A 26152-nucleotide genomic window follows, 5' to 3' on the forward strand; every position below is an offset into this window, starting at 1 on the left:
CGGCGCCGCCGGGCGCGTCACTCCGAGTGGTGCTTCTCCGGATCCGTGGCCGTCACGGTGTGGTCCTCGGGGGAGCCCTCGATGCTGCACTCGAGGATCGCGCCGACCTCGTCCTGCACGCTCTCCTGCCAGAAGTAGCCGAGGATCTGCACGTCGTAGAGGTCGCCGACCTGCGGCTGGGCGATGACCAGCTGGTCCCACTGGTTCCACGAACCGGCGGGGTGCGCCCAGCCGTTCCGGTCCTCCTCGGCGGCACGCCAGTCGACGCAGGCCCGCCAGAGCTGCTCCTTCGTCCAGGCGGGGCTCTGCTCCGACTCGAGCTCGGCCGCGGGGGTGACGGGCGTCGCGGGGGCGGCCGCCTCCGGGGCGGGGGACGGCGACGCGGAGATCGAGGCATCCGGGGTGGCCGGCGTCGGAGCGGGCTCCCCGGTGCAGGCCGTGAGGAGGAGGGCGGCCGCGAGGGCGATGGGCACGAGGGAGATGGCGCGAGAAAGCATGCTGCGACGCTATCGGCGGGCCTCGCGGTGGGGAGTCCTCCAGGAGGAGGACGGGCATGCGTCGAGCGATGCACGGTCCGCCTGCACCGGGCTCGGAAGCGGGGTGGGCCCCGTCGGGCTCGAACCGACGACCCAGGGAGTAGCGGTCCCCGGGTCACAGGGGTGCGCACGGGGTAGCAGATCGTGATGCTGCCGGGCATCTCGGGTGTCATGAGGTAGCAGGAGATTGCACGAGCGCGCAGCGTATCCGCGGGGTATCTGCGGGGTGATCCAGCTACTGCAGGGCCTGATCCAGGGCGCCGGCAGCGCGCGTCCCGCCGACCTTCCGGCTCATGTAGGTGTCCTGCGTGAGCGACGGCCGCCGGTGCCCGAGGTACTCCGCGATCTCGCGCGCGCTGAGGCCGGCGGAGTCGAGCGCTGTGGCGACGTACTTCCGGAAGCTGTGGAACGACGTGTCCGGGGCGCCGAGCCGGTCGCGGTTGAGGCGCCAGTCCTTCAGCGTGTTGCTGGGGTCGCGGAGCTTGCCGAGGACGGACGGGAAGACGAGGCCGAGCTCGTTGGTCGGCTGCTCACGCCGGCGCTGCTCGAGCAGCTGCACGAGGTGGTCGGGGATCCCGATGACACGCATGCCGGCTGTCGTCTTCGTGTGGTCCTGCAGCTTCATGCCCTCGCCGCGGACGCGCACGACGTTGCGGGTGATCTCGACCGTCTTGGCAGCCGCGTCGACAGCGTCCCACTGCAGCGCCAGCGCTTCACTCACGCGCGCTCCGGTGCCGGCGAGGAACTGGATCAGGTCGACCATGTCGAGGGCGCGCATGCGGTCGTCAGCGCGGACCGCGGCGAGGAGGGCCGGCATGCCCTCGAGCGTCACGGCCGTCGCGCCCTCGTTCTTCCGCGCGATGCGGCCGACCTCGCGGACCGGGTTGGTCCGAATGGCCCCGAGGCGGGCTGCGTAGCCCAGCATCCCGCTGAGGACGCTCTTGCAAGTCTTCGCAGCCCCGTTGCCCCGGTCGCGTCCCACGGCCGTCAGGAAGCGGTCCAGGCGCTCCGTGGTGGCCTCCCGGAGAGTCAGGTCACCGATGCCGCCGGCCGCGCTGGACGCCGGCGCGATGACCGTTCCGACGGCCCATCGGTAGGTGTCGATCGTGCGCTGCGCGACCCCGTCAACGGCCTTCCACTCGAGGTACCGGGCAGCGAGCTGCGCGAGGGTCGTGCTGCTGCGGATCTCGCTCGTCGACGGCGCCTCGAGGTCCACGAGGGCGGTCAGCAGTGCCGTGCGGGCCTTGCTCTGCGAGCTCGCGAAGCGCTCCACCTGGCGGAGCCGGCCGTCGTCGAACCGGTAACGGGTGCGGGCCCGCCACTTGCCCTTCTCGACCTCGACGACGCTGATGGCGCCGTGTGCGCTGATGGGTGTCCTAGGCCTCGCCATCGCCCGCCGCGAGCTTCCGGATCTCGTCCTCCACGGTCATGAGCTCCACGAACACGCGGCCGTACTGCTCGGCATGCTCACGCATTGACGACAGTGTCTGCTCCTCCAGCTCGGCGCGGCGCTCGTTCAGCTCGCGAGCCTTCAACTTGAGGGCCTGGTAGTCGTCGTCCTGGGCGCCGGCGGCGTAGTCGAGAAGGAAGCGGATCCAAGGCACCTCGAGGGCGGACGCGAAGACGTAGAGCTCCGCGACTCGGATCGGTCGCGTGCCGAGCTCGACCTTCGCCACCGTGCTCTGCTGGATCGTGTAGCCCCTGGCGGTCACGCGAGCGGCCAGTTCCGCCTGAGACATCTTCGCGGCCAAGCGGTGCCCGCGGATCTGTTGCCCGACGTGCTGCTCGACCATCTCGAAGAAGGCCCAGTCCGTCAGGGGGGTCACTTGCTCCGAGTCATTCTGCATGGGGATACCGTACATCCTCCTCCGGTTGACAGGTGCCGCGGCGTGGCGCACACTGGTGCCATCTCCTGCGGAATACTCCGCACTCACGGATTGGAATAGTTCATGCCGAGCCCCACTGCACCCCTTCCCAAGATCCTCCGCATCGAGGACTTCCCCGACTACGGCACCCGGGCCGAGCTCAGCGCCTTCACCGGCCTGTCGACCGCGACGCTGTCTCGCTACGCCACCGAGAACATCGGCCCCCGCGTCACCCGCATGGGCCGCGCCGCCGTCCGGTACAAGCGCGAGGACGTCGTCGCGTGGCTCGACGGTCTGCGCGACGCCAAGAGCGCGTGACCCCCACAAGCAGAACGACCCCCGCGCGGTTGCAGCCGCTCGAGGGTCATGAATCCAACTACCAGGACAGGAAGCAGATCATGACCACCGTACCCACGACCGACGTCGCCGTCGAGGCGCCCACCGACTTCCGAGGCTTCCGAGTGCTGCCGAGGTTCGAGCCCGGAACTGCGGTGTCCGTCCATGACAGGGGCGACCACGTCGAGAAGGTGCTGCTCGGCATCACCTACAACCTCGAGCTGCGCGTACTCGTCGTGCAGATGTACGAGGGCATGACCACCCGTGAGCACCTCTGGGCCCTCTTCCTGGTGAAGGACCTCGTGAACGGTGCGCTGCAGCCGTGCTCCTGGGCGCGCTGCATCCGCGACGGCCGGCCGACCGAGTTGCTGACCGCTGAGCTCGGATACGGCCTCGAATCGGACACGGACGCCGAGTTCGATCGGCTGGTGGCGCGCTACTACGCGGACGCGGATGGGTCCCGCGCGTGAGCCGGCCGCAGCGGGGGAGGAGACCCCCGTGGTAGACGCGCGCTTCCCCGAGCGGTACCTCAGCGACCGACGCATCGCGCGGCTGACCGCGGACGAGTTCCGGAGCTACTTCATGGCGACTCTGTGGGGTGTGTCGAATCGCACGGATGGACGCGTTGAGCACGCGGACGTCGCCCTCATACCGCACTTCCGAGACGCTGCTGACCGGCTGGTGGAGCTCGGCCTCTGGCAGGTAGCCCCTGACGGCACCGGGTGGATCATCGACGACTTCAAGGAGCTGCAGACCAGCGCGGAGCAGCTGGAGGCGGCGGCCAAGGCGCGGAAGGCCGACGCGGACAAGAAGAAGCGCCAGCGATCACACGCGAAGGGGGAGCACGCATTCTGTGGCGACGAGTGCGATGGCTCCTCCTCTTCAGTCCCTCGATTCCCTGCTGTCCCGGGGGATGTCCCGGGGGACGGTCCCGGGGACTTGTCCCGGGGACAGGACAGGAGAGGACAGGACAGGCAGGGACAGAAGGGGTGGCCTACGGCAGCGATTCCAGCAGGAGACGAGTCGTGCTGGGCATGCGGGGGAGCGATGGACTCCTCGGGACACTGCGTCGACCCGACCTGCCCTCAGGCGCAGGAGACTGCGGTGACGCGGTGGGCGTCATGAGTGCGGCACCGAGCAGACGTGATCGACCGAATCCGAACAACACGAGTGGGCGGCGGTATGTCGGCGCCCTGAAGGAGAAGACCATGAGCGAGAAGAAGATCGACGCCGCACCCCTGGTGGAGCTGATGAGGGCACGCCACCAGCAGGTCACCTACACGATGGGCGACGAGGGAGGCCAGGGCGAGACGGCCACTCTCGCGTCTCCCGTGTTCACGGCAGCGCAGTGGGAGGCGATCGCCTGGTACCTGCTCGGTGAGCTGGACGGCACGACGGAGGACGCGCGATGACCGACGAGACGACGACCGAGGACGTGGAGACCGTCGAGACGCCCGAGCAGGTGGTCCCCGAGGCTCCCGACGCTCCTGAGCTGCAGCATGAGCCGGATGAGGACAAGAGCCTCGCGCGGGAGGCCGCGAAGTACCGGCGCGAGCGCAACGAGGCCACGGCGTCGCTGACGGCCGCGCGGGAGCACGTGACCGAGCTGCAGGCCGAGGTCGTGCGGCTCATGCTGCAGGGACAGCTCGTCAACACCGCGGACTTCGACACCTTCATCGGGATCTCGGCCGTGCTCGGCGAGGACGGGAAGATCGACCCCGAGAAGGTCACCGCGGCCGTGGCGGAGCTCGTGCAGGAGCGCCCCTACCTCGCCCCGCAGAAGCTGATGCCGCGGACGCGCCCGAAGCCCGACCCGGGTGTCCCGATGGATGGGACGGCGCCGGCTAGGCCGAAGAGCCTGGCGGACCAGTTCGGCGGAGGAGCCGCCACGATGGCCGATTTGTTGCAGCGAGACGGCGAGCACGCAAGAAACGTGCGCGCGAAGTCATCTCGCGCTAGAATCGAGCTGCACCAGGAGAATTCCGGACAGTAACCGGCTCTCGGGTCAAGAAGCTCCAGGGGGGCACGCGCGAACGGCAGGGCCGTGGCGTGACCATCAGCCGCGACGGCACCGACATCGCGCGTGTGCCTCCCCAGCCCCCTGGAGCTTCTTGTGACCATCTTCACGAACACCGACGACGTCTCGGGCCTGCTGCCCGCCGAGTACGGTGACCTCATCATCCGGCCCGTCGAGGCGGCATCCGTCGCCCTCTCCGTCTCCTCGTCCGTCGTCATCGACGCCCACGACTGGCACGTCCCGATCCTCACGGACGACGCCGGCGCCGCCTGGGTCGACGAGGGCGACGACCTCACGAACACCGAGCCGAAGTTCGCCGAGCTCGTCGTGACCCCGAGCAAGGTCGGCGCCGTCATCGCCATCAGCCGCGAGCTCGCCGACGACTCGTCCCCCGAGGCAGCAGCGGCCGTCGCCGACTCCATCGGCCGTGCCATCGCGGCGCAGGTCGACCGCGCGTACTTCGGCAACCTGGCCACCCCCGCACCCAAGGGCCTCGACTCGCTCACCGGGACCACCGCGCCCGCCGTCCTCTCGGCCGGCGCGTCGTGGGCGAACACGGACCCGTTCGCGGCCGCGATCGCCAGCGCGCAGCTCGAGGGCGCGACCATCGACAACTTCGTGGCGAACCCCGTCGACTACCTGCAGCTCATGCAGCTGAAGCGCCAGGTCGACAGCAACGAGCCCCTGCTCGGACTCGACGCCACCAGCGCCACCCGCCGGCTGCTCCTCGGTGTCCCGCTCCTCGCGTCCAAGCACGTGGAGCCGGGCACGATCTGGGGCATCCCGAAGCAGAAGGCCATCGTGGTCATCCGCAAGAACGTGACCGTCACCACCAGCGACGAGGTGTACTTCACCACCGACCGCGTGGCCGTGAAGTCCACGATGCGCGTCGGCTTCGCGTTCCCGCAGCCCAAGGCGCTCGTGAAGATCGAGCTCGGCGTCTAGCCACCCACAGACTGATCGCCCGCGTTCCTCTCCTGGTCACGCGGGCGGTCACACGGTGGCCGCGGTCCTGGTCAGATCCGCGGCCACCACCCCGAGGAAGGACGAGCATGCACGTCACCATCGAGCACATCACGCCGTTCCTCGCACGCCCCATCGCTGGTACCGACACCACCCGCGTGAACGCGTGGCTCACCGCCATCAGCGTCACGCTCACCACCAGGTACCCGACCATCCCCACCGCACTCCTGCCCCTGGTCCACAGCCACACAGCCGACGCCGTCAGCCGCCGCCTCACGGGCCAGGACCGCAGCATCGCCCAGCAGACAGTCGGCCCAGCCTCTGTCCGCTACACAGCGGCAGCAGGACGCGCCGGCTACTTCCTCCCCGAGGAGCTGGCTGGCCTCGACACCGCCCTCGGTGTGGCCGGTACCCGTAGCTACCGCACCCCCGCACCCTGACCCGCTGACGGGTGGGGAGGGGCCCCTTCAGCACCTCGCAGCCGCCAACCTCCCGCCCGGGCTGGCACGTCTCTCCCCGGGTCAATTCGAATTCGCGCCAATTCGATTCGCCGGGTTAATTCGCTCTCTCGACGCCTCAGGAAGGCCCACCATGACTGTGATCTACCCCGACCCGCCCGCGGTCCATCCGACGCCCACGCTGACCGAGGTCGACGCCTTCGGGCGCAAGACGCTCACGCACCCGCACTACGAGTCCGCTGCGATGTCCGCAGACGAGCACATGCGCCTCGCGACCAGGGACGCCCGGTTCAGCGGCCGAGCGTCCGACGGCATCAGCAGCGATCTCCTCGGCACCCGCGTCATCGAGCTCGGCGCCGGTACCTACCAGATCTCCGAGCTGCGCGGCATGCTCGGCCGCGAGAACATGACGACGAAGATCAACGGCATCCGCTTCATCGGCGCGGGCCGCGGCCTCACCGTCGTCGTCTTCAGCCCCGCCGAGCTCGGCGCGCTCCTGTTCAACGACTTCTGGATCAACATCGCGATCGAGGGCATCACCTTCCACACGACGGTCGCCGGCGCGACGTTCATACAGTCGTACACGACCCACAACGCGCAGCAGTACACGTTCACCGACGTCTCCTGGACGGGCCCGTGGAAGTACGTGTTCGACCTGCAGGGCAACGACAACAACAGCGAGTTCACGTTCTACTCGTGCTCGACGTCGAAGATGGCTGCGGACGGCGCGTTCCTCTTCATCGGAGGGGCGAACACGTCTGACCAGTTCTTGAACTATTGGTTCTACGGCTTCAAGCACTGGTCGACGTCGGCCGCGCTCGTCGATGCCGCACGCGGCGGCCACTTCCACGTCTTCGGCATGGACGTCTCCGACTGGGGCGCCGGCCTCACCTCCCCGCAGAAGCTGTTCAAGCTGCGCGGGACGTCGCACTCGCAAGGCGTGCAGCACATGCACGTCCGCAGCCTCCGCGTCGAGGCCAAGAGCCCGCTCGCCGGCCTTCTGTACTCGGAGTGGGCATCAGGGAACGTGTCGATCCAGGCGGACTGGTCCTCGCAGATGCCGTTCCAGACGTACGGCAACATGCTCGACATCGTCCTCGAGCAGAACAACGGGCCGATCTACAACATCCACGACTCCCACCTCGCCGGGACCATCAACATCACCTACGGGGTGAACGCGTATCAGAAGCGCCACCGCGTCGTCGTGCGGGACACCCACTGGGCGCAGAAGCTCACCCCGTCCGAGGTCGTCACGTACACGCAGCCGGGCGCGAACAAGATCGACCCGCAGGTCGAGTTCGTCAGTTGCCGCGGTGACAGCAGCGATGCCGTGACGTCGACGGCGGCCGGCGCGACCGTGTGGGACGCGACCGTCGGCGCGCTCGGCGGCGATCTCGTGAAGCCGCTCGTGAAGCGGCAGCTCGTCGTGCACGGCATCAACGGCGGCCTCTCCACTCCGTCTGGCCGCGCGCGCATCAACCTGCCCGTCGGGGCGCTCATCACGGGCATGCGGGCGTTCGCGCCCGCCGGTACGAGCGCGGAGGCGGATGGCGGCTCGTGGACACTCAGCACCACGGAGGCGACGCCGACGACGGTCGCGTCCCTGGCGCTCACCACGGCGCGCTCCGCTGGCTACAGCGTCGTGACGGAGCTCGCGGTGCCGTTCCTCTGCAGCACGCGGGAGAGAGCCACCGTGGACGTCGTCGCGGTCGACATCACGCAGACGAATGCGCTCGGGCACTCGGTCGTCGTCGAGGGCTACTGGTAGCCGCCCCTGCGCGTACGGAGCCCCCGGTGTCCCTCTCTCGAGGCGGCACCGGGGGCTTCGTACGTGCGCTACTTGCCGTCGACCACGAGGCTGTACGCCTCCGCCAGCATCTTGATGGCGGCCGTGTTGTTGTCGAGCTGGTGCCCGCTGTCCCGGACAGCTTCGACGCCGTCTGTGATGACGCGGAACAGCGCTTCCTGGGCGGCAGCTTGGGCTGAGGTGGGGGTCTGGTCGGTCATGGTGCTCCTTCGGGTCGCGCCGAGCGTACGAAGCCAGGAGGGCGACGCGCACACCCCCGTTCGGGCCGGCGCCGCCGCGTAGGGACTAGCGGAGCTGGGCGAGGAGCGCGGGGTACAGCTCGGCGAACTCGCTCGCGTTCCTGCCGCTGGACAGGGCGCCGGGCAGGATCGCCTTCTCCACTCCACTATCGAACTCCAGGACCACGGTCGCGCCGTGCCAGGCCGTCCCGTGGGCGACGAAGCCCGCGGGCGGGTCTTGGACGAGGGAGATGCTCTGAAGCAGGCTCAGGGGCGTAACGGTGACGGTGAAGGGCTCGTCCTCGTCGCGCCCGGCGCGGACGACGAAGTTCTCCGTGATGGCGACGGCGGTGCCGATGAGCGCGTCGTCGAAGTTGTGCGTGGCGTACTTGACGTACTCACCGCCGAGGGCGTGGTCGATGCGCTTGAGGAGCGCCTCGAACGGCTTCTTGCGATTGTCGGGCTCGTCGCGCTCGTACGCGGTCTCGTCGTTCGCGTAGAAGAGGATGTCGTAGAGGGTGGAGTAGCTGGACTTCGGGTCGTCTGTCATGAGGCCGACGCTAGCCAGGGGGCGAGGCGCTGGATACCTCCCCTTCGGGGCTACGCGTCTGGATCTCTCGGCTCCCACGGATCACCGTTGCGCCACACGCGCCGTGAGGGAGGCAGGGCGTCGCGGTGCTGCAGCCACCACAGGAACGCGGCCTCGGCGCTGCTGAAGGGCCCGTGCGAGCCGTCACCGAGCCGCGGGGTCAGCATCCACCCGTCCCAGTCGTGCACGAGAGACGCCAGGTACCGCCGCGACGGCCACGACGTCGACCGGTCCTCGATGCGTGCGCCGCCCGGTGACGTCCGGTACAGCGCCGGCCCCTGAGGAGCCTCGAGCGGCGTCGGGGCGGGGGAGTCGCGGCGCACCTTGTTCGTCATCCCCGCAGGCTACGAACGGGCGCCGACACCGCGGCGGCTCATGCCGCGCTACCGTGCCTCATGGACTCAGGTTGGGCAGCGCTACTCGGTGCCATCATCGGAGCTGTCGCCACGGCCGGTGTCCCGTGGTTGCGGGACTCGCTCACGGAGAAGCGCCGGCGCGAAGAGAAGCGACACGAGGACCTGGCGGACGCTCTGGCCGAGCTCATCGCCATCATGGCGTTCCGGTCCGCCAAGGCAAAGCTGACCCCCGACGAGCTGGCGCGTTCGGAGACGGCGGCGGCTCGGTTCACGCTGCTAACCACCCCCGAGGAGAAGCCCGTCGTCGACGTCATGGTGACCGCCCTCTTCGCGCTGTCCTCCGACGCGAAGCTGACCCGCGTCGACGCCTACATCGTCTTCTTGGACCTCATCAGCCAGTGGCACCAGGGCGCTCTGACTGCTGACGAGGTGAAGACCCGCTACTACGAGGAGCTCCCCGACGCGGACGACGCCCGATCCGGCACGCCTGGGTGACGCAATGCGCGGGGTTTCCGCGGGGTCGCAGTCCTTGCTGTCCTGCGCATCCGCACGATCATGCGGATGTAGTGGGCCCCGTCGGGCTCGAACCGACGACCCAGGGATTAAAAGTCCCTTGCTCTACCAACTGAGCTAGAGGCCCGCGCCCCCGATGCTACGGGATGGGCCGAGGGGGCCTCAGAGCCGGTCGACGTCGCGCGAGGCCCCGCGGCGCACCAGCGCGCCGGCCACGACGGTGGCCACGAGGAGGAAGACGCCCACGCCGACGAGCCAGGCGAGCGCCTTGATCACGAAGCCCAGGATCACCAGGACGAGCCAGAGGGCGACGAGGCCGTAGACGAAGCGCATGCTCCGAGCCTACGGCGGCAACCCGGGCAGCAGCCCGGCCGACCGCGTCCACCCCGGCGTACGCTTGCCCGGATGTCCGGCGAATACCACAAGCCCACCAAGTTCTCCGGGTCCAAGTTCGAGAGCATGCTCGGCGGCGAGGACCCCGCCACGATCAGCCGCGTGGCCCACGAGACCGCGTCGGCCCTGCTCGCCCGCGTGCGGGCGGATCCCGACCCGGCGGTCGTCGAGCGCCTCATCGCGTACACCGACGAGCACGGGATCGACGCGGTCGCCGAGCTCTGGTCGCGCGCCAGTCCGCGCAGCCTGCCGGGGGCGCTCTGGCGGCTGTACCTCATGCGCGCGCTCATCCGCCAGGATCCCGACGGCATCAGCCTCCTCTACCAGCGCGGCACCGAGGTCGCCTCGACCATCGACCCGGTGGTCGCCGGCGCCACCGCGCCCACGGGGCCGACCGAGATCGTCGAGCTCGCCGACAGCATCCTCCGCGGTCTCTTCACCGGCGACTTCGCGGTGGCCCTCGACCGCGCGGGCGCGTTCAGCCGGCTCGCCGCGCTCGGCGCCACCAGCGTCGCCGACGACCTCGACGCCACCGCGTCGCCCGAGCGCGCGGGAGATCTGACGACGCGCGCCCTCCGCCTCTCGCAGATGGCGGCCGACCTCGTGCAGTGCGCCCGGCTGTGGCGGAGCGACCGCCTCGACTGACCCGCGCGCCCCGGTGGGATCCGCCCGTTCGCTGTGAGCGCGACCCCCGGGACGACAGCCCGCGCCGACTCGGTTACAGTGGATCCTGGTCGGGCCGCAGTACTCCCGGGTACCAATATTCGCCGCTCCGAGCGGCCTCGCGCCGAGAGGCGTCCTGCGGCCCGGCTCCTCATCTCCCTTCCCCGCCTGCGCGGCGGGACGGCCCCCGTGTGAGCGGCCGAGCATCCCGATCCACCCGCATCCGGGCGACGCGATCCCTCCGGCCTGTGACCAATCCGTGACGCGCGTCGCGCCGAAGAGTCATCGTGAGGCGCTCACCCGCCTCACGACCGCCACCCGCGAGGGTGCGGCCCGCATCGGTCGGGTCCTGTCCGCGTGGCAGGCCGCCCGGCCATCCCAGATGTCGCGCACCGCGGGGTCCCGGCTGGTGCGGGGCACCGCACGCCCGCAGACGGGCTCCCCTCCATCCGCACCCCGACCGGAAGCTCCACATGACCTCCCCGCTGCACCGCCCCAGCTCGCCGGGCCCCGCCCTGCCTGCATGCGGATCGCACCCGGGTCTGGGATGCTGGGGCTCGTGCCTTCATCGATCGAGCGTCCCGACCTCCCCGGGCCGGCGGACCCCGAGTCGAAGGAGGCCCTCCTCGGCCGCGTCGCCCAGGGCGACAAGCGCGCCTTCTCGGAGCTCTACGACCAGCTCGCCCCCCGCGTCCTCGGCCTCGTGCGCCGACTGCTCGTCGACCACGCGCAGTCGGAGGAGGTCACGCAGGAGATCTTCCTGGAGATCTGGCAGTCCGCTTCCCGCTTCGACCCGGCCAAGGGCGCAGCGACCACGTGGGTGCTCACCATGGCGCACCGCCGCGCAGTCGACCGCGTGCGCGCCTCCCAGTCCAGCCGTGATCGCGACGTCCGCATCGGCATCCGCGACCACGAGCACGGCTACGACCAGGTGTCCGAGACCGTCGAGATCAGCATCGAGCACGAGAGGGTGAAGAAGGCGATGACGAAGCTCACCGAGATCCAGCGCCAGGCCGTCTCCCTCGCGTACTACGGCGGATACAGCCACAGCGAGGTCGCGTCGATGCTCGACGTGCCCATCGGGACCGTGAAGACACGCCTGCGCGACGGCATGATCCGCCTGCGCGACGAGATGGGGGTCGCATCATGACCACCGACGACGACGACCTCCGCACGCTCACCGCGGCCTACGCGCTCGGCGCGGTCGACGCCCACGAGGCGGCCGACTTCGAGGCGCTCCTCGAGCGCGATCCGGCGCTGCGCGCCGAGGTGGAGGAACTGCGGACCACCGCGGCCGACCTCGCCTGGACCACCGAGCCGGTGGATCCGTCGCCGCGCCTCAAGGTCGACCTCATGGCCATGCTCGACGCCACCCCGCAGCTGCCGCCGCTCGCGGCTCCGGCCGGGGCACCGGTCGAGGCAGGACGCACCGCGCCCGTCACCGAGCTGCGCCCGGCCGCATCGGCCGACGCAGGTGCCGGTCCCGCCGCCCCGTCGTCGTCGCCTCCCCGCGAGCGCCTCGGATCCGCGTCCGACCGCGCCTCCGAGCGCTGGTTCCGCCGGCCCGGCGCCCTCCTCGGCGCCGCTGCGGCGGCCGTCGTGCTCGTCGTCGGCGGCGTGGTCGTCGGCACGGCCCTCGTCGGCCCCGGCACCTCGCAGGCACCCGTCGCCTCGGCGTACGAGCAGGTCACCACGGCGTCCGACGTCGTGATCGACAAGCGCGACGTCGTCGGCGGCGGCACCGCCACGGTCTACTTCTCCGCGTCCGAGGCCAAGACGGCGGTCGTCCTGAACGACGCGTCGCCGCTGCCCGAGGGCCACGTCCTCCAGATGTGGTACGTCGGCCAGTCGGGCCCCGTGTCGGCCGGCGTGATGTCGTCCGAGGGCGGGGCCGGCCACGCCGTGCTCGAGGGCAGCTACACGCCGGGCGACACCGTGGCCATCACGGTCGAGCCCGAGGGCGGATCGGAGCAGCCCACCACCGAGCCCATCGTGGCGGTCACCAGCACCTGATCGGCGCCGCGCGCACGCGGCACGCAGAAGGCCCCGCATCCTCGAGGATGCGGGGCCTTCTGCGTGGCGGAGACGGATCAGCCGAAGCGGCCGCTGACGTAGTCCTCGGTCGCCTGCACGCTGGGCTTCGAGAACATGGTGGTGGTGTCGTCGTACTCGATGAGCTTGCCGGGCTTGCCGGTGCCGGCGATGTTGAAGAACGCCGTGCGGTCGGAGACGCGGCTGGCCTGCTGCATGTTGTGGGTCACGATCACGATCGTGTACTGCGCCTTGAGCTCCTCGATGAGGTCCTCGATGGCGAGCGTGGAGATGGGGTCGAGCGCCGAGCACGGCTCGTCCATCAGCACCACGTCGGGCTGCACCGCGATGGCGCGCGCGATGCAGAGGCGCTGCTGCTGGCCGCCGGAGAGGCCGGAACCGGGCAGCGCGAGCCGGTCCTTGACCTCGTTCCAGAGGTTGGCGCCCATGAGGGACTGCTCGACGAGCGCGTCCGCGTCCGACTTCGAGATCTTGCGGTTGTTGAGCTTGACGCCCGCGAGCACGTTGTCGCGGATCGACATGGTGGGGAACGGGTTCGGCCGCTGGAACACCATGCCCACCTGGCGGCGCACGAGCACCGGGTCGACGCCCGGGCCGTAGAGGTCGTTGCCGTCGACGAGGACCTCGCCCTCGACGTAGGCGCCGGGGATCACCTCGTGCATGCGGTTGAGCGTGCGGAGGAAGGTCGACTTGCCGCAGCCGGACGGGCCGATGAACGCGGTGACGGTGCGCGGCTCGATCCGCAGGTTGACGTCCTCGACCGCCTTGAACTTGCCGTAGTAGACGTTCAGGTCGTTGACTTCGATGCTCTTGGACAAGGGATTCCTTCGTTCGGGTTCGTGGGCCGGGGGAGCGGGCGCTAGCGGCCGAGCTTGGGGGCGAACAGGCGGGCGATGAGGCGCGCGATGATGTTGAGCGCCATGACGATGAGGATGAGCACGAGCGCGCCCGTCCACGCGCGGTCGACGTAGGCCATCGCGTCGGCGCCCTGGTCGGCGTACTGCCGGAAGACGAACACCGGCAGGGTCATCATCTGGTCCTGGAACGGGTTGTAGTTCATGTTCTGCGTGAAGCCGGCGACGATGAGCAGCGGCGCGGTCTCGCCGATGACGCGGGCGATCGCGAGCATGACGCCCGTGACGATGCCGGCGAGCGACGTCGGCAGCACGATCTTCACGATGGTGAGCCACTTCGGCACCCCGAGCGCGTAGGAGGCCTCGCGCAGCTCGTTCGGCACCAGCTTCAGCATCTCCTCGGCGCTGCGGACGACGACGGGGATCATGAGCACGGACAGCGCGAGCGCGCCGCCGAAGCCCAGCCGGATGCCCGGCCCGAGGAAGATCGCCAGCAGGGCGTACGCGAAGAGGCCCGCGACGATCGACGGGATGCCCGTCATCACGTCGACGAAGAACGTGATGGCCTGCGCGATGCGACCGCGACCGTACTCGACGAGGTAGATGGCCGACATGAGGCCGACGGGGATGGAAATGACCGCGGCGATCGCGGTCACGATCAGGGTGCCCATGATGGCGTGTAGGCCGCCGCCGCCCGCACCCACGACGTTGCGGAGGCTCGAGTTGAAGAACATCAGGTCGAAGCGCGCCGATCCGTTCGTCACGGCGGTGATCACCAGCGAGATCAGCGGGATGAGCGCCAGGACGAACGCGACGGTGACGAGGATCGTGATGACCCGGTCCTTCGCCTTCCGCTCGCCCTCCACGGCGAGCGAGATGCAGAACAGCGCGACGCCGAACAGCAGCGTGCCGAATACCGCGGTGCCGACGATGTTGAAGTCCTCCGAGGCGCCCGAGAGCTGCAGCACCAGGAAGACGGCTGCCACGACGAGCCAGGACACGACGAAGATCAGGGGGGCCGTGAAGCGGTTCAGCTTGCCGGCGGTGAGCGAGTTGGGCAGGGTGCTCGCCACGGGCCGCGTGCGGGAGGGGGCTGTCGTCGCCATTAGTTCGCTCCGGAGAAGGCCTTGCGGCGGCTGATGATGTAGCGGGCCAGCATGTTCACGGCCAGCGTGATGACGAAGAGCATGAGACCCGACGCGATGAGCTCGTTGACCTTGAGCCCGTACGCCTCGGGGAAGCTCAGCGCGATGTTCGCGGCGACGGTGTTGGAGTTCGTCGACTGGAACCACGCGAAGTTCACGACCGCTGCGGGCGAGAGCACGATGGCGACCGCCATCGTCTCGCCGAGCGCGCGGCCGAGGCCGAGCATCGCGGCCGAGATGATGCCGGGGCGGCCGAACGGGAGCACGGCCGTCTGGATCATCTCCCACCGCGTCGCGCCGAGGGCCAGCGCGGCCTCCTCGTGGAGCTTGGGGGTCTGCAGGAAGACCTCGCGGGAGAGCGCGGTGACGATGGGCAGGATCATCACGGCGAGGACGACCGCGACCGTGAAGATCGTGCGGCCGGTGCCCGAGACGGGCCCGGCGAAGAGGGGGAACCATCCGAAGCTGTCGGTGAGGAACGCGTAGAACGGCTGCAGGAAGGGAGCGAGGACCGCGATGCCCCACAGGCCGAACACGACGGACGGCACGGCGGCCAGCAGGTCGATCACGTAGCCGAGGCCCTGCGCCAGGCGCCGGGGCGCGTAGTGCGAGATGAACAGCGCGATGCCGACCGAGACGGGCACCGCCATGATCATGGCGAGCGCGGCGGCGTACACGGTGCCGAACACGAGCGGGCCGACGAACGCCCAGAAGCCGCTCCCGCCGGACACCTCCTCCGGAGGCGCGCTGAGGGCCGGGATGCTCTGGACGATCAGGAACAGGGCGACCGCGGCGAGGATGACGAGGATGAGGATGCCCGACCCGGAGGAGAGGCCGGAGAACACGCGATCGCCCAGGCGCGCCTTCGCCGTGACGCCCTCGGTGCTGCGCGGCGGCGCGGACGCGTCACGCGTGCGATCGGAGTCGGGAGCCTCGGGAGGCTGCGGGGCGGCTGTCGTCATGGGTCGGGTCCCTATGGGTCGTGGCGGACTGCGATGCGGGCGTCTCACCGCCCGTGTGAGCGCCCCCTGGCCCGGATCATCCAGGCCAGGGGGCGCTCGGGTGGTGCTACTTGATGGACTCGACCGCGGTCTTCACCTGGGCGGCGACGCTGTCGGACAGCGGTGCTGCGCCGGCCTTCTCGCCCGCGAGCTGCTGGCCCTCGGGGCCGGTGACGTAGCCGAGGTACGACTTGACGAGCTCGCCGACCGCCGGGTCCTTGTACTCCTGGCAGGCGATGATGTAGCTGACGAGGACGATCGGGTAGACGCCCGACTCCTGCGACGCGTAGTCGAGGTCGAACACGATGTCGTTGTCGGGGCGGCCCTCGGCCTCGGGGGAGGCCTCGACGATCGCGGCCGCGGCCTCGGGGGAGTACTCGACGAACTCGTCGCCGACCTTGATCTTCGCGACGCCGAGGTCGCCCGCGCGGGAGGCGTCGGCGTAGCCGATGATGTTGGTCCCGCCGGTGACGGCGTCGACGACGCCGGAGGTGCCCTGTGCAGCCTCGCCGCCCTCGTACGGCCAGACGCCGTCGGCCTCGGCGTCCCAGACGTCCGACGAGGTCGCGTTGAGGTACGCGGTGAAGTTCTCGGTGGTGCCCGAGTCGTCGGAGCGGTGCACGGCGGTGATGTTCGCGTCGGGCATCGTGGCGTCGGGGTTGAGCGCGACGATGGCCGGGTCGTTCCACTTCGTGATGGTGCCCTTGAAGATGCCCGCGGCGGTGGCGGAGTCGAGGTTCAGCTCGTCGACGCCGTCGATCTTGAAGATCATCGCGATGGGGGAGATGTAGTTCGGCATGTCGATGGCCGAGGTGCCGTCGGCGCACTGGCCGAAGGTGCCCGTGAGCTCGTCGGTCTTCAGCGCACGGTCGGAGCCGGCGAAGTTGGCGTTCTGGCCACCGGCCATGAACGCCTCGCGGCCGGCGCCCGAGCCCTCGGCCGCGTAGGTGATGCTGACGCCGGTGTTCTCGGTCTGGAACGCGGCGATCCAGGCTTCCTGGGCAGCGCCCTGGGCGGAGGAGCCGATGCCGTTGATCGTACCGGACAGGGACGAGCCGGAGTCGTCGCCGGAGGCGGGACCCTCGTTCGCGGCGCAGGAGGACAGGGCGAGGGCGGTGACCGCAGCGAGTGCTGCGGCGCTGCCGAGACGCGTGATCTTCACGTGGTAGAGCCTTCCGGGTATTTAGTGCTGTGAGGAGGCAGGTGCATGCCCCTCGAAGAAGCTATGTCGGGCCATTGACCGGATCGGCCGATTCCGGTGAACGGGAGGTGAACAGCGGGCACGGATCGGCTCGGCACCAGGAGCGGAGGCGCACAATCGTCGGTCGGGCGCCGGCGGGCGACCTCAGGCCGACGGCCCGTACGTCTCGACCGCGAGGATGCCCGCCTCCGGGTCCGACGCCGACAGGTGCACCACCGAGAACTCGGCGGGCGACAGCATGCCGGCGCGCGGCATGCGGCTCGCGCGCGGCGTCTCGGTGGCGAGCGCGATCTCATGGAGGATCTCCGGCAGCACCGGGCTGTGGCTGCAGAGCACCGCGCTGCGGGCCTTGCGCACGCGCTTCGCGACCGTCTCGCGCACGGATCCGCCGTCGGTCTCGTACGCGTCCTGGCTGATCCCCGCGTCCTCCTTCACCCGGCGGCCGAGGGCCTCGGCGACGGGCGCGACCGTCTGCAGGCAGCGCTCGGCGGTGCTGCTCGTGACGACCCGCGGACCGAACGCGACCAGGGTCGGCACGATCGCCTGCGCCTCGTCGCGCCCTCGCGCGCTGAGCGGGCGGCCGGCGTCCGCGCCGTCCCACTCGTACGGCTGCACGGCGTGGCCGTGGCGCAGCGCGATGAGCGCGAAGGACCGGTGCGACCCGGTCTCCACGAGCCCGGCGAAGAGATCGAGGATCTGCACCTCGCCCGGGTAGTCCAGGCGCTTGCGCGCGTTCGGGATGGAGACCCACTCGACGCTCTCGACCTCGTCGTCCGGCTCGAAGCGGCCGGCCTCGACCATGGCGTCCGTCGCCTCGGCGGCCCAGTAGCTCACCGACTTGCGGCGGCCGCCCGAGATGCCGTACTCGATCGCGCCGAGGGGCACGCCGAGCGCGACCCGGAGGCCGGTCTCCTCGTGCACCTCGCGCACGGCGGTCTGCGGGAGCGTCTCGCCGGGATCCACCTTGCCCTTGGGCAGCGAGGTGTCGCGGCGGCGCGTGCGGTGGATGATGAGCACCCGGATCCGGTCGTCGACGACGCGCCAGACGACGGCGCCTGCGGCGAAGACGGAGGGAGCGGGGGACACGTCCCCCACGCTAGCGGGGTCGGTGCCGGGCGGAGCGGCGCTCAGCGGAGAGGCGCTCAGCGGAGCACGCGCCGCTTGCGCTTCGACACGATGCCCATGACGGCGGTCTGCAGGTCCTCCAGCGTGGTGCCGTCGGGGCCCTTGTTGCGGCGCGTCCACTCGCCGTCCGAGTCGAGGATCCACGCGGAGGTCGTGTCGGCCATGGCGCGGTCGAACAGGTCCTCGATCTCCTGCAGGTGCGCGGGAGCCACGAGCCGCACGAGCGCCTCGACCCGGCGGTCGAGGTTGCGGTGCATCATGTCGGCGCTGCCGATGAAGGTGGCCTGGTCGCCGTCGTTCACGAACGAGAACACGCGGCTGTGCTCGAGGTAGCGGCCGAGGATCGACCGCACCTCGATGTTCTCGCTGAGCCCCGGCTGCCCCGGCGTGAGCGAGCAGATGCCCCGCACCCAGACCTGCACGGGCACGCCCGCGTTGCTGGCCCGGTAGAGCGCGTCGATGATCTTCTCGTCGACGATGGAGTTGACCTTGATCCGGATGCCGCTCGGCTTCCCGTCGAGCGCGTTCTGCGTCTCCACGGCGATGCGCTTGAGCAGGCCCTTCCGCAGGTGCAGCGGCGCGACGAGCAGGCGCTTGAACTTCTTCTCGATGCCGTAGCCGGAGAGCTCGTTGAACAGGCGCGTGAGGTCCTTGCCCACGACGTCGTCCGCGGTGAGGAGCCCGAGGTCCTCGTAGATGCGGCTGGTCTTCGGGTTGTAGTTGCCCGTGCCGATGTGGCTGTAGTGCCGGAGGACCCCGCCCTTCTCCTGGCGGATCACGAGCGCGAGCTTGCAGTGCGTCTTGAGGCCCGCGACGCCGTAGACCACGTGCACGCCGGCCTTCTCGAGCTTGCGGGCCCACGTGATGTTGGCCTGCTCGTCGAAGCGCGCCTTGATCTCCACCAGCGCGAGCACCTGCTTGCCCGCCTCGGCCGCGTCGATGAGAGCCTCGACGATGGGGCTGTCGCCGCTCGTGCGGTAGAGGGTCTGCTTGATGGCGAGCACGTGGGGATCCGCCGCCGCCTGCTCGAGGAAGGCCTGCACGCTCGTGGTGAAGGACTCGTAGGGGTGGTGCAGCAGGATGTCCTGCTGCGCGATGGAGCGGAAGATGTCGGCGCGCGAGTTGTCCTCGGCCGGCTTCAGCGCGACCGCCGTGGTGGGCACGTTGTTCGGGTAGTGCAGCGCCGGGCGGTCGAGCTTGGCGAGGTCGAACAGGCCGCCGAGGTCGAGCGGGGACGGCAGCGTGAACACCTCCTGCTCGGTGATGTCGAGCTCGCGCATGAGGAGGTCGAGTGTGACCGCGTCCATGTCGTCCGAGATCTCGAGGCGGATGGGCGGGCCGAACCGGCGCCGCAGCAGCTCCTTCTCGAGGGCCTGGATGAGGTTCTCGGTCTCGTCCTCCTCGATCTGCACGTCCTCGTTGCGCGTGACGCGGAAGACGTGGTGCTCGACGATCTCCATGCCCGGGAACAGCGTCTCGAGCTGGTTCGCGATGAGGTCCTCGAGCGCGATGAAGTCGATGGCGCCCGATCGGGTCTCCGGCGTGAGCGGCATGAAGCGCGGCAGCATCTGCGGCACCTTGATGCGCGCGAACTCCTGGCGGTTCGTCTTCGGGTTGCGGATGCGCACCGAGAGGTTGAGCGACAGGCCGGAGATGTAGGGGAACGGGTGCGCCGGATCCACCGCGAGGGGCATCAGGACGGGGAAGACCTGCTCGGAGAACAGCTCGTGCAGCCGGTCCTGCTGGGCCTCGTCCAGCGAGTCCCAGCGCACGATGCGGATGCCGTGCTCCTCGAGGGCCGGGCGGACGCTGTCGTTGAAGGCGGCGGCGTGGCGGACCTGCAGGCGGTAGGCGGTCTCGTTGATGGCCGAGAGGACCTCGGCGGGCGTCCGGCCGATGTTCGTGGGGACCGCGAGGCCCGTCGCGATGCGGCGCTTGAGGCCGGCCACGCGGACCATGAAGAACTCGTCGAGGTTGCTGGCGAAGATGGCGAGGAAGTTGGCGCGCTCGAGGACGGGCAGCTCCGGGTCCTCGGCGAGCTCCAGCACGCGGCGGTTGAAGGCCAGCCAGCTCAGCTCGCGGTCGAGGAAGCGCCCCTCGGGGAGGGTCCCGTCGTCCTCGAGGACCTCGTCCTCGTCGAAGTCGTCCAGGGATTCGGCGACCGCCTTCGCATCGCCGATGTACGTCTCGCTGTCCATCCGCCCATCATGGCATCGCGGTGCGCGGTCGGCCTTCCTGCAGGTGAACGCACGGTGAACCGCCACGGGACCGCCGTCGCCGGGGCACCGGGATCAGGCGCGGCGGTACTGGACGTCGACCGCGGCGTCGCGGAACGCGGCCCGGCGGTAGAGCGCGAGGGCCGGCGCGTTGTCCGCCTCGACGTAGAGGTCGACCTCGTCGTGGCCGCGTGCGGCGAGGAGGTCGAGGCCGGCGGCGAGGAGGGCGGATCCGAGCCCGCGGGCGGCGCGGTCGGGATCCACGCCCAGCACGTAGACCTCCGCCTGCCCGTCCTCGACCTTGAGCCAGTGGAAGCCCGCGAGCCGGCCGTCCCCGTCACGGGCGAGGAGCAGCGCCGTCGGGTCGAACCACGCCTCGGCGGCACGGTCGTCGAGGTCGCCGCGGGTCATGCGCCCCTGCTCGGGGTGGCTCGCGAAGGCGCGCGCGTTGAGCGCCACCCAGTCGTCGGCGTCGGCCGCGGTGAAGGAGGAGAGGGCGAGGCCCTCGGGCATCGGGCGCGAGCCGAGGCCGGCGCGGGCCTCGGCGACCGACGCGCGCAGCTGCAGCAGCTCGCGCGCGCGGTCGAGACCGGTCGCCGTCGCGAGGGCCCGGGCGGCGGGGTGGTCGCCGTGCGCCCAGACCGACGCGGGGGAGCCGTCGGCCTCGGCGAGCACGGCGTCGAGGAGCGCCCGGCCGATGCCCTGGCCGCGGTGCGCGGGATCCACGACGAGCTCGGCCTCGATCCCGCCGTCGCCGCGCGCGACGACGGCCGCGCCCGTCTCGCTGCCGTCCGCCCCCGAGGCGACGAGCAGGTCGGGCCCGCCGTCCGCGCCGAGCGTGAGGCGGGTCTGCTCGTTGAAGGGGGCTGCGCCGTCTGCCTCGCGGGCGCGGTCGGCGAGGGCGAGGATCCCGCGGACGACATCGGGGGCGGGCTCGACGCGCGCGATGCGCGCGTCATGGGCCGGGGCGTCAGGCTCCGGCGGGGGCGGGAACGCGCTCACTGTCCTCCTCGTACACGTTGAAGCGGTAGCCGACGTTGCGCACCGTGCCGATGAGCGACTCGAGGTCGCCGAGCTTGGCCCGGAGGCGCCTGACGTGCACGTCGACCGTGCGCGTGCCGCCGAAGTAGTCGTAGCCCCACACCTCGCTGAGCAGCTGCTCGCGCGTGAAGACCCGCGACGGGTGGCTCGCGAAGAAGCGGAGCAGCTCGAACTCCTTGAACGTCAGGTCGAGCGGCTTGCCGTGGACCTTGGCGGAGTAGCTGGCCTCGTCGATGACCACGCCCGACGCCTGGATCTTGCTGCCCGTGTGCTCGAGCGCCGCACGGCCGATGACGAGGCGCACGCGCGCGTCGACCTCGGCGGGGCCGGCGGAGTCGAGGATCACGTCGGTCGCGCCCCAGTCCGCGCTGACCGCGGTGAGGCCGCCCTCGGTGAGCACGAGGATGAGCGGCGTTCCGCCGCCGGTGGTGGTGAGGATCTTGCAGAGCGACTTGGCGCTGGCGAGGTCGCGCCGGGCGTCGACCAGCACGAGGTCGGCCGCGGGGGCGTTCACGAGGCTCGCGGCGTCCGCCTGGATGTGCCGGGTGCGGTGGCTGAGGAGCCCGAGCGCCGGGAGCACGTCGGTGTCCGCGGACGAGGTCAGGATCAACAGCTGGGCCACAGGGATCCTCCATGGATGAATTCCCCCCATGATACGTGGGGCAGGATTGCAGGGTGACCTCCCCCCTGCGCAGCCTCGTCCCCGTCTGGCTGGCCGCCGCCGTCGGCGCGGTGGTGGTGGCGGTGGCGGTCGGCCCCGACGCGGCCCCGCGGTGGTTCCCGCTCGTGCTCGCCACCTGCGTCGTCGCGACCTTCGTGATCCAGCTGGCGCTGCCCCGCAAGACCGGCTTCGTCGACCGCGCCGTGGGCAGCGTCGTCGGCGCCGTCCTCGTGCTCGCGGCGGCCACCGCCGTGGTGCTCCTCGTGCCCGGCGCCGCCTAGGTCGACCGGCCGGATCCGGTCGCCCGTGGGGTAGATTGGCCCCATGTCGTCGCTGCTTGCTCTGGAACTCTTCTTCACCGGACTGCTGGTCCTGGCGAGCCTCTCCATCGGCTGGGTGTCGCTCGTCGTGGTCTACAACCTCTTCCGCGGCCAGCGCTGACCGCGCGCCGCATGATCGAGATCCCGACCGGCCTCCCCGCCGAGCTCGTCCCGCTGTCCTGGCTCCTCGGGGTCTGGGAGGGCACCGGCGTCGTCGAGTACGCCGTGGGCGACGAGGTCGTCCGCCGCGAGTTCGGCCAGCGCATCAGCTTCAGCCACGACGGCCTGCCCCACCTCAACTACTCCTCCTACGCCTGGGTGGAGGGCGACGACGGACCCGTCCCCTTCGTCACCGAGACCGGCTACTGGCGGCTGCGACGCCGCGTCACCGACGGCGATCCGGGTCCGGCGATGCTGCCGCCCACCGGAGACCGCCCGTTCACGACGGCCGAGGAGGTCGAGACGCTCCGCAACGCGGACGGCGGATTCGACGTCGAGGTCGCGCTCGTCCATCCGGGCGGCGTGAGCGAGCTCTACGTCGGCCAGGTCAAGAGCGCCCGGATCGATCTCGCGACCGACGCCGTGATGCGCACCGAGGGCGCCAAGCCGTACACGGGGGCCACCCGTCTCTACGGGCTCGTCGAGCGCGACCTCCTCTGGGCGTGGGACATCGCGGCGCTCGGCCAGCCGCTGCGCACGCACGCCTCCGGGCGGGTGTCGCATGTCGACTGACGCGGATCCCGCCGTCTCCCGCTCCCCGTTCCTCGACCTGCCGGGGGCCGTCGCGGCCGTCGCGCCCGACGAGGGCGTCCCCGCCCACCTCGGGTCCCTCGTCGCGGAGCAGCGCGCGCTCGCCGCCGGCACCGCGATCGTGGACCTCTCGCACCGGGCCGTCCTCTCCGTCACGGGGGAGGACCGGCTGACCTGGCTCGACTCCATCACCAGCCAGTCGCTGCGCGGCCTCGCGCCCGGCGGCTCCGCCGAGACCCTCTTCCTCGACCAGAACGGCCGGCTCGAGCACGCGGTCGGCGTGCTCGACGACGGCGTCAGCACCTGGCTGCTGCTCGGAGCGGGCGATGCCGAGTCCCTCCTCGCGTACCTGCAGCGCATGCGCTTCATGCTCCGGGTCGAGCCCGCGGACCGCACGGCCGAGCTCGCCGTCGTCGGCACCATGGGCGAGCCCGAGCTGCCCGTCGCCGCCCCCGCTGGCGTGCCCCTCGTCTGGCGGGATCCGTGGACGCACGTCGTCCCCGGGGGTCACCAGTACGCGGCCGCCGCGCCGCACCCGGCCGAGGGCTGGACCTGGAGCGAGCGCCTCGTGCCGCGGTCCGAGCTGCCCGCGCTCGCCGCGCGGTCCGCGTCCGGCGACCTGCCCGTCGCCGGCGTGCTCGCGGCCGAGGCCCTGCGGATCGCCGCGTGGCGCCCGCGCTTCGCGACCGAGGTCGACGACCGCACCATCCCGCACGAGCTCGACTGGCTGCGCAGCGCCGTGCACCTCAGCAAGGGCTGCTACCGCGGCCAGGAGACGGTCGCCAAGGTGCACAACCTCGGCCGTCCGCCGCGCCGCCTCGTGCTGCTGCAGCTCGACGGATCCGACGCGGTGCTGCCCGCCGCCGGATCCGACGTGCGGCTCCCGGCCGGCGCCGACGGCACCGCGGGGGAGGTCGTCGGCTCCGTCACGTCGTCCGCGCTGCACCACGAGCTCGGCCCGGTCGCGCTCGCCGTGGTCCGCCGCAACGTCGATCCCGCCCTGCAGCTCGAGGTGGTCGCCGACGACGTGCGCGTGCAGGCCGCGCAGGACGTCATCGTGCCCACGGACGCCGGCCGCTCCGCCGACGTCCCCCGCCTGCCCCGGCTCGGTGCGGTCCGCCGCTGAGCGCGCGCGGGAGCGGTCGGCCCGTGCCGCCCGCACCCTGAGGCACCGGGCGGATCCGCGCGCCGCGTTCCTGCGCCTCTGGGGATCCGCGCCCGCCGCCCTGCAGATCGCCATCGCGGCCACCGGCGGCTGGGCCTTCGCGCACCATGTGCTCGGCCACGACACCCCGCTGCTCGCGACGACCGTCACCATCACGAGCCTCGGCTTCGTCCGCGACGCGCGGCCCGTGCGCGTGCTCGAGACGGCGATCGGCATGACTGTCGGGATCACGCTGAGCGAGGTGCTGCTGCTCGGGATCGGGCGCGGCGCGTGGCAGCTGTTCGTGATCATCCTGGCGACGCTGCTCGTGGCGCGGCTGCTGTCGTCGAACGCCGCGTTCGCGGTGGCGGCGGGTGTCCAGGCCGTGCTCGTCGCCCTGCTGCCCGCGCCGGAGGGCGGCGTCTTCGTCCGCAGCGTCGACGGGCTCGTGGGCGGCGCGGTGGCGCTGCTCGCGACGGCGCTCATCCCGCGGGATCCGCGACGCCAGGCCCTCCGCGAGGCGCGCCGCGTGTTCTCCGAGTGCTCGTACGCGCTCACCTCGCTCGTCTCGGCGCTGCGGCTCGGCGACGCGACCGCCGCCGACCGCGCGCTCGACCGGCTCCGGCGCACCCAGCCGCTCATCGACGCGTGGAGCGCCGCGGCCGACTCGGCCCTCTCGATCGCCCGCATCTCGCCGTTCCTCCGCCGCCACCTGCCGGAGCTGCGCGCCCAGCGCCGGGTCCTCGACGGCATGGACCTCGCGGTGCGGAACCTGCGGGTGATCTCGCGCCGCATCGACTTCCTCGTGGTCGACGGGGTCCGCCGGCCGGTGCTCGCCGAGCTGCTCGCCACCGTCTCGAACGGCGTGAACCTCCTCGGGCAGAGCCTGTCGGATCCGTCGGCCGCGCCGCTCGCCCAGCAGAACCTCGTCCTCGTCGCCGTGCGGCTGGATCCGCGCGAGCTCATCCCCGGCGCCCCCGTCGGCGAGGTCATGCTCGTGATGCTGCTGCGACCGCTCCTCGTCGACCTCCAGATCGCGGCGGGCGTGGATGCCGCGGCCGCGCGCCGGGCGCTGCCCGAGGTCTAGGCGGGCGCCACCGCCGACCACGGGACGGTCAGCTCGCCGAGGCGCCAGCGGGCGGGGCCGCCCTCGACCGGCACGCCGGCGTCCCGCATCCGCTGCACGGCGCCCAGCCACTGCTGCCGGGGTCCGTACACCCCGAGCGGCGCGCTGAGGATCCAGCTGCGGTCGAGGAGGGCGAGCACCTCGTGCACGCGCTCGCCGCGGACGTTGCGGTGGATGAGCGCCTTCGGCAGCCGCTCGGCGACGATCGACGGCAGCTCCAGCCCTGCCAGCCGCAGCGAGACGGTGAGGCTGCGCGGCCCGTCCTCGCGCACGTCGACCCAGCTCGCGACCCGGCCGATCTCGTCGCACGTGCCCTCGACCACGGATCCGCCGGGCGCCAGCCGCGCCGTCATGCGCGCCCAGGCGGCCGGCACCTCGGACTCGTCGTACTGCCGCAGCACGTTGAACGCGCGGATGACCGTCGCCCGCTCGCCGCCCGGCAGCGGCACCTCGAAGCCGCCGCGCGCGAAGGACACGCGCGCGCGGGCGTCCGGATCCGGCCACGCCGCGAGCTGCTCGCGCGCCCGCGCCACGCGTCCCGGCTCGATCTCGATGCCCACGACCCGCACGTCCGGCCGCGTCGCCCGCAGCCGCCGGTGCATCTCGAGCGCCGTGATCCCGCTCGCGCCGTAGCCGAGGTCGACCACCAGCGGATCGGCGGCTGTGCGCAGGGAGTCGAGGGTCGCGATCCACCTGTCGACGCGCCGGAGGCGGTTCGTGTTGGTCGTCCCGCGCGTCACGGAGCCGACGGGGGAGGCGGCGCCCGGCATGGGTCCAGTCTCCCATCGCTCGGTAGGCTGGC

Annotated in this window: 32 protein-coding genes and 1 tRNA gene; 16 read left to right on the forward strand and 17 right to left on the reverse strand. The window is 71.1% G+C overall.

Annotation, left to right across the window (positions count from 1 at the left end; genetic code table 11):
• Nucleotides 1–17 precede the first annotated feature (17 nt).
• The 3 genes from BFL37_RS05860 to BFL37_RS05870 all read right to left on the reverse strand — a co-directional run bounded on the left by BFL37_RS05860 (nucleotide 18) and on the right by BFL37_RS05870 (nucleotide 2383).
• Entirely contained in the window at nucleotides 18–497 is a 480-nt protein-coding gene (locus BFL37_RS05860; protein ID WP_143331588.1) for a hypothetical protein, read from the reverse strand.
• 274 nt (nucleotides 498–771) lie between these two features.
• The gene (locus BFL37_RS05865) at nucleotides 772–1926 is read right to left on the reverse strand and encodes a site-specific integrase (RefSeq protein WP_086514223.1); all 1155 of its coding nucleotides are present in this window, start codon (nucleotides 1924–1926) and stop codon (nucleotides 772–774) included.
• Nucleotides 1913–2383, reverse strand: a complete 471-nt coding sequence (locus BFL37_RS05870; protein ID WP_143331589.1) for a helix-turn-helix domain-containing protein — start codon at nucleotides 2381–2383, stop codon at nucleotides 1913–1915. Before BFL37_RS05870 ends, BFL37_RS05865 begins: the two co-directional genes overlap by 14 nt.
• A gap of 102 nt (nucleotides 2384–2485) precedes the next feature.
• Here BFL37_RS05870 and BFL37_RS05875 point away from each other — a divergent pair, with 102 nt between their 5' ends.
• From BFL37_RS05875 to BFL37_RS05910, 8 genes are all read left to right on the forward strand, one after another.
• On the forward strand, nucleotides 2486–2719 hold the full coding sequence (locus BFL37_RS05875) for a helix-turn-helix transcriptional regulator (protein ID WP_086514225.1): 234 nt from the start codon (nucleotides 2486–2488) through the stop codon (nucleotides 2717–2719).
• An 80-nt stretch (nucleotides 2720–2799) separates the two neighbouring features.
• Entirely contained in the window at nucleotides 2800–3207 is a 408-nt protein-coding gene (locus BFL37_RS05880; RefSeq protein ID WP_143331590.1) for a hypothetical protein, read from the forward strand.
• A 28-nt stretch (nucleotides 3208–3235) separates the two neighbouring features.
• Nucleotides 3236–3862, forward strand: coding sequence for a hypothetical protein (locus tag BFL37_RS05885; protein ID WP_143331591.1), 627 nt, complete (start codon nucleotides 3236–3238; stop codon nucleotides 3860–3862).
• An 83-nt stretch (nucleotides 3863–3945) separates the two neighbouring features.
• Complete coding sequence (locus tag BFL37_RS05890; protein WP_086514228.1) at nucleotides 3946–4149, forward strand: hypothetical protein; 204 nt, start codon at nucleotides 3946–3948, stop codon at nucleotides 4147–4149.
• Complete coding sequence (locus BFL37_RS05895; RefSeq protein ID WP_086514229.1) at nucleotides 4146–4730, forward strand: hypothetical protein; 585 nt, start codon at nucleotides 4146–4148, stop codon at nucleotides 4728–4730. Before BFL37_RS05890 ends, BFL37_RS05895 begins: the two co-directional genes overlap by 4 nt.
• Before the next feature lie 120 nt (nucleotides 4731–4850).
• Entirely contained in the window at nucleotides 4851–5699 is an 849-nt protein-coding gene (locus BFL37_RS05900) for a phage major capsid protein (protein ID WP_172403750.1), read from the forward strand.
• A 107-nt stretch (nucleotides 5700–5806) separates the two neighbouring features.
• Nucleotides 5807–6157, forward strand: coding sequence for a hypothetical protein (locus BFL37_RS05905; protein ID WP_086514231.1), 351 nt, complete (start codon nucleotides 5807–5809; stop codon nucleotides 6155–6157).
• A gap of 151 nt (nucleotides 6158–6308) precedes the next feature.
• A complete protein-coding gene (locus BFL37_RS05910; protein ID WP_143331592.1) occupies nucleotides 6309–7943 on the forward strand; it encodes a hypothetical protein in 1635 nt (544 codons plus the stop codon).
• Between the two features lie 68 nt (nucleotides 7944–8011).
• Here BFL37_RS05910 and BFL37_RS14560 read toward each other — a convergent pair whose 3' ends face one another.
• The 3 genes from BFL37_RS14560 to BFL37_RS05920 all read right to left on the reverse strand — a co-directional run bounded on the left by BFL37_RS14560 (nucleotide 8012) and on the right by BFL37_RS05920 (nucleotide 9124).
• Entirely contained in the window at nucleotides 8012–8182 is a 171-nt protein-coding gene (locus BFL37_RS14560; protein WP_172403751.1) for a hypothetical protein, read from the reverse strand.
• 85 nt (nucleotides 8183–8267) lie between these two features.
• Entirely contained in the window at nucleotides 8268–8750 is a 483-nt protein-coding gene (locus BFL37_RS05915) for a hypothetical protein (protein WP_086514233.1), read from the reverse strand.
• Between the two features lie 50 nt (nucleotides 8751–8800).
• Complete coding sequence (locus BFL37_RS05920; protein ID WP_143331593.1) at nucleotides 8801–9124, reverse strand: hypothetical protein; 324 nt, start codon at nucleotides 9122–9124, stop codon at nucleotides 8801–8803.
• Nucleotides 9125–9184: 60 nt separating this feature from the next.
• Here BFL37_RS05920 and BFL37_RS05925 point away from each other — a divergent pair, with 60 nt between their 5' ends.
• Nucleotides 9185–9640 (forward strand): hypothetical protein, encoded by a 456-nt coding sequence (locus BFL37_RS05925; RefSeq protein ID WP_086514235.1) that lies wholly within the window; start codon nucleotides 9185–9187, stop codon nucleotides 9638–9640.
• Nucleotides 9641–9712: 72 nt separating this feature from the next.
• Here BFL37_RS05925 and BFL37_RS05930 read toward each other — a convergent pair.
• Together BFL37_RS05930 and BFL37_RS14565 are read right to left on the reverse strand one after the other, a co-directional pair.
• Nucleotides 9713–9785: transfer RNA gene (locus BFL37_RS05930), tRNA-Lys, on the reverse strand.
• 35 nt (nucleotides 9786–9820) lie between these two features.
• Complete coding sequence (locus BFL37_RS14565) at nucleotides 9821–9991, reverse strand: hypothetical protein (protein ID WP_172403752.1); 171 nt, start codon at nucleotides 9989–9991, stop codon at nucleotides 9821–9823.
• 72 nt (nucleotides 9992–10063) lie between these two features.
• Here BFL37_RS14565 and BFL37_RS05935 point away from each other — a divergent pair, with 72 nt between their 5' ends.
• The 3 genes from BFL37_RS05935 to BFL37_RS05945 all read left to right on the forward strand — a co-directional run bounded on the left by BFL37_RS05935 (nucleotide 10064) and on the right by BFL37_RS05945 (nucleotide 12727).
• On the forward strand, nucleotides 10064–10696 hold the full coding sequence (locus BFL37_RS05935) for a DNA-directed RNA polymerase subunit beta (RefSeq protein ID WP_086514236.1): 633 nt from the start codon (nucleotides 10064–10066) through the stop codon (nucleotides 10694–10696).
• A 565-nt stretch (nucleotides 10697–11261) separates the two neighbouring features.
• On the forward strand, nucleotides 11262–11864 hold the full coding sequence (locus BFL37_RS05940) for a sigma-70 family RNA polymerase sigma factor (RefSeq protein ID WP_086514237.1): 603 nt from the start codon (nucleotides 11262–11264) through the stop codon (nucleotides 11862–11864).
• Nucleotides 11861–12727 (forward strand): anti-sigma factor, encoded by an 867-nt coding sequence (locus BFL37_RS05945; RefSeq protein WP_086514238.1) that lies wholly within the window; start codon nucleotides 11861–11863, stop codon nucleotides 12725–12727. Before BFL37_RS05940 ends, BFL37_RS05945 begins: the two co-directional genes overlap by 4 nt.
• A 77-nt stretch (nucleotides 12728–12804) precedes the next feature.
• On the opposite strand, the gene pstB is transcribed toward BFL37_RS05945, so the two are convergent.
• The 8 genes from pstB to BFL37_RS05985 form a co-directional block, all read right to left on the reverse strand.
• Nucleotides 12805–13584, reverse strand: a complete 780-nt coding sequence (gene pstB, locus BFL37_RS05950; protein WP_043673462.1) for a phosphate ABC transporter ATP-binding protein PstB — start codon at nucleotides 13582–13584, stop codon at nucleotides 12805–12807.
• Nucleotides 13585–13625: 41 nt separating this feature from the next.
• Nucleotides 13626–14726, reverse strand: coding sequence for a phosphate ABC transporter permease PstA (gene pstA / locus BFL37_RS05955; RefSeq protein ID WP_086514239.1), 1101 nt, complete (start codon nucleotides 14724–14726; stop codon nucleotides 13626–13628).
• On the reverse strand, nucleotides 14726–15727 hold the full coding sequence (pstC, locus tag BFL37_RS05960; protein WP_086514240.1) for a phosphate ABC transporter permease subunit PstC: 1002 nt from the start codon (nucleotides 15725–15727) through the stop codon (nucleotides 14726–14728). Before pstC ends, pstA begins: the two co-directional genes overlap by 1 nt.
• Before the next feature lie 106 nt (nucleotides 15728–15833).
• The gene (locus BFL37_RS05965) at nucleotides 15834–16928 is read right to left on the reverse strand and encodes a phosphate ABC transporter substrate-binding protein PstS (RefSeq protein ID WP_086514241.1); all 1095 of its coding nucleotides are present in this window, start codon (nucleotides 16926–16928) and stop codon (nucleotides 15834–15836) included.
• A gap of 183 nt (nucleotides 16929–17111) precedes the next feature.
• Nucleotides 17112–18062, reverse strand: a complete 951-nt coding sequence (locus BFL37_RS05970) for an NUDIX hydrolase (protein ID WP_086514242.1) — start codon at nucleotides 18060–18062, stop codon at nucleotides 17112–17114.
• 47 nt (nucleotides 18063–18109) lie between these two features.
• The gene (locus BFL37_RS05975; protein WP_086514243.1) at nucleotides 18110–20290 is read right to left on the reverse strand and encodes an RNA degradosome polyphosphate kinase; all 2181 of its coding nucleotides are present in this window, start codon (nucleotides 20288–20290) and stop codon (nucleotides 18110–18112) included.
• A 93-nt stretch (nucleotides 20291–20383) separates the two neighbouring features.
• Nucleotides 20384–21310 (reverse strand): mycothiol synthase, encoded by a 927-nt coding sequence (gene mshD / locus BFL37_RS05980; protein WP_086514244.1) that lies wholly within the window; start codon nucleotides 21308–21310, stop codon nucleotides 20384–20386.
• A complete protein-coding gene (locus BFL37_RS05985; protein WP_012299972.1) occupies nucleotides 21279–21971 on the reverse strand; it encodes a response regulator transcription factor in 693 nt (230 codons plus the stop codon). Before BFL37_RS05985 ends, mshD begins: the two co-directional genes overlap by 32 nt.
• A 53-nt stretch (nucleotides 21972–22024) precedes the next feature.
• Between BFL37_RS05985 and BFL37_RS05990 the strand changes: the two genes are divergently transcribed.
• The 4 genes from BFL37_RS05990 (at nucleotide 22025) to BFL37_RS06005 (ending at nucleotide 25311) form a co-directional block, all read left to right on the forward strand.
• Nucleotides 22025–22291, forward strand: a complete 267-nt coding sequence (locus BFL37_RS05990) for a hypothetical protein (RefSeq protein ID WP_086514245.1) — start codon at nucleotides 22025–22027, stop codon at nucleotides 22289–22291.
• 171 nt (nucleotides 22292–22462) lie between these two features.
• Entirely contained in the window at nucleotides 22463–23062 is a 600-nt protein-coding gene (locus BFL37_RS05995) for an FABP family protein (protein ID WP_086514246.1), read from the forward strand.
• Nucleotides 23052–24206 carry a YgfZ/GcvT domain-containing protein gene (locus BFL37_RS06000; RefSeq protein ID WP_086514247.1) on the forward strand — a complete coding sequence of 385 codons (1155 nt, stop codon included), beginning with the start codon at nucleotides 23052–23054 and terminating at the stop codon, nucleotides 24204–24206. The genes BFL37_RS05995 and BFL37_RS06000 overlap by 11 nt, the downstream gene beginning before the upstream one ends.
• Entirely contained in the window at nucleotides 24190–25311 is a 1122-nt protein-coding gene (locus BFL37_RS06005; protein WP_086514248.1) for an FUSC family protein, read from the forward strand. The genes BFL37_RS06000 and BFL37_RS06005 overlap by 17 nt, the downstream gene beginning before the upstream one ends.
• On the opposite strand, the gene BFL37_RS06010 is transcribed toward BFL37_RS06005, so the two are convergent.
• Nucleotides 25308–26120, reverse strand: a complete 813-nt coding sequence (locus BFL37_RS06010) for a class I SAM-dependent methyltransferase (RefSeq protein WP_086514249.1) — start codon at nucleotides 26118–26120, stop codon at nucleotides 25308–25310. The genes BFL37_RS06005 and BFL37_RS06010 overlap by 4 nt on opposite strands.
• Nucleotides 26121–26152 lie beyond the last annotated feature (32 nt).

Origin of the sequence: Clavibacter michiganensis (assembly GCF_002151125.1) — a bacterium.
GTDB classification, from domain to species: Bacteria; Actinomycetota; Actinomycetes; order Actinomycetales; family Microbacteriaceae; genus Clavibacter; species Clavibacter michiganensis_C.

Excerpts from the sequence above, each read along its gene's own strand:
- BFL37_RS05880 (WP_143331590.1), top strand. The coding sequence starts at position 2,800 with ATGACCACCGTACCCACGACCGACGTCGCCGTCGAGGCGCCCACCGAC.
- BFL37_RS14560 (WP_172403751.1), bottom strand. The coding sequence starts at position 8,182 with ATGACCGACCAGACCCCCACCTCAGCCCAAGCTGCCGCCCAGGAAGCG.
- pstC (WP_086514240.1), bottom strand. The coding sequence starts at position 15,727 with ATGACGACAGCCGCCCCGCAGCCTCCCGAGGCTCCCGACTCCGATCGC.
- BFL37_RS05925 (WP_086514235.1), top strand. The coding sequence starts at position 9,185 with ATGGACTCAGGTTGGGCAGCGCTACTCGGTGCCATCATCGGAGCTGTC.
- BFL37_RS05935 (WP_086514236.1), top strand. The coding sequence starts at position 10,064 with ATGTCCGGCGAATACCACAAGCCCACCAAGTTCTCCGGGTCCAAGTTC.
- BFL37_RS05945 (WP_086514238.1), top strand. The coding sequence starts at position 11,861 with ATGACCACCGACGACGACGACCTCCGCACGCTCACCGCGGCCTACGCG.
- BFL37_RS05915 (WP_086514233.1), bottom strand. The coding sequence starts at position 8,750 with ATGACAGACGACCCGAAGTCCAGCTACTCCACCCTCTACGACATCCTC.
- BFL37_RS06000 (WP_086514247.1), top strand. The coding sequence starts at position 23,052 with ATGTCGACTGACGCGGATCCCGCCGTCTCCCGCTCCCCGTTCCTCGAC.
- BFL37_RS05910 (WP_143331592.1), top strand. The coding sequence starts at position 6,309 with ATGACTGTGATCTACCCCGACCCGCCCGCGGTCCATCCGACGCCCACG.
- pstA (WP_086514239.1), bottom strand. The coding sequence starts at position 14,726 with ATGGCGACGACAGCCCCCTCCCGCACGCGGCCCGTGGCGAGCACCCTG.
- BFL37_RS05875 (WP_086514225.1), top strand. The coding sequence starts at position 2,486 with ATGCCGAGCCCCACTGCACCCCTTCCCAAGATCCTCCGCATCGAGGAC.
- BFL37_RS05865 (WP_086514223.1), bottom strand. The coding sequence starts at position 1,926 with ATGGCGAGGCCTAGGACACCCATCAGCGCACACGGCGCCATCAGCGTC.
- BFL37_RS05870 (WP_143331589.1), bottom strand. The coding sequence starts at position 2,383 with ATGCAGAATGACTCGGAGCAAGTGACCCCCCTGACGGACTGGGCCTTC.
- BFL37_RS05890 (WP_086514228.1), top strand. The coding sequence starts at position 3,946 with ATGAGCGAGAAGAAGATCGACGCCGCACCCCTGGTGGAGCTGATGAGG.
- BFL37_RS05860 (WP_143331588.1), bottom strand. The coding sequence starts at position 497 with ATGCTTTCTCGCGCCATCTCCCTCGTGCCCATCGCCCTCGCGGCCGCC.
- BFL37_RS05920 (WP_143331593.1), bottom strand. The coding sequence starts at position 9,124 with ATGACGAACAAGGTGCGCCGCGACTCCCCCGCCCCGACGCCGCTCGAG.
- BFL37_RS05905 (WP_086514231.1), top strand. The coding sequence starts at position 5,807 with ATGCACGTCACCATCGAGCACATCACGCCGTTCCTCGCACGCCCCATC.
- BFL37_RS05995 (WP_086514246.1), top strand. The coding sequence starts at position 22,463 with ATGATCGAGATCCCGACCGGCCTCCCCGCCGAGCTCGTCCCGCTGTCC.
- BFL37_RS05895 (WP_086514229.1), top strand. The coding sequence starts at position 4,146 with ATGACCGACGAGACGACGACCGAGGACGTGGAGACCGTCGAGACGCCC.
- BFL37_RS06010 (WP_086514249.1), bottom strand. The coding sequence starts at position 26,120 with ATGCCGGGCGCCGCCTCCCCCGTCGGCTCCGTGACGCGCGGGACGACC.
- BFL37_RS05975 (WP_086514243.1), bottom strand. The coding sequence starts at position 20,290 with ATGGACAGCGAGACGTACATCGGCGATGCGAAGGCGGTCGCCGAATCC.
- BFL37_RS05940 (WP_086514237.1), top strand. The coding sequence starts at position 11,262 with ATGCTGGGGCTCGTGCCTTCATCGATCGAGCGTCCCGACCTCCCCGGG.
- BFL37_RS14565 (WP_172403752.1), bottom strand. The coding sequence starts at position 9,991 with ATGCGCTTCGTCTACGGCCTCGTCGCCCTCTGGCTCGTCCTGGTGATC.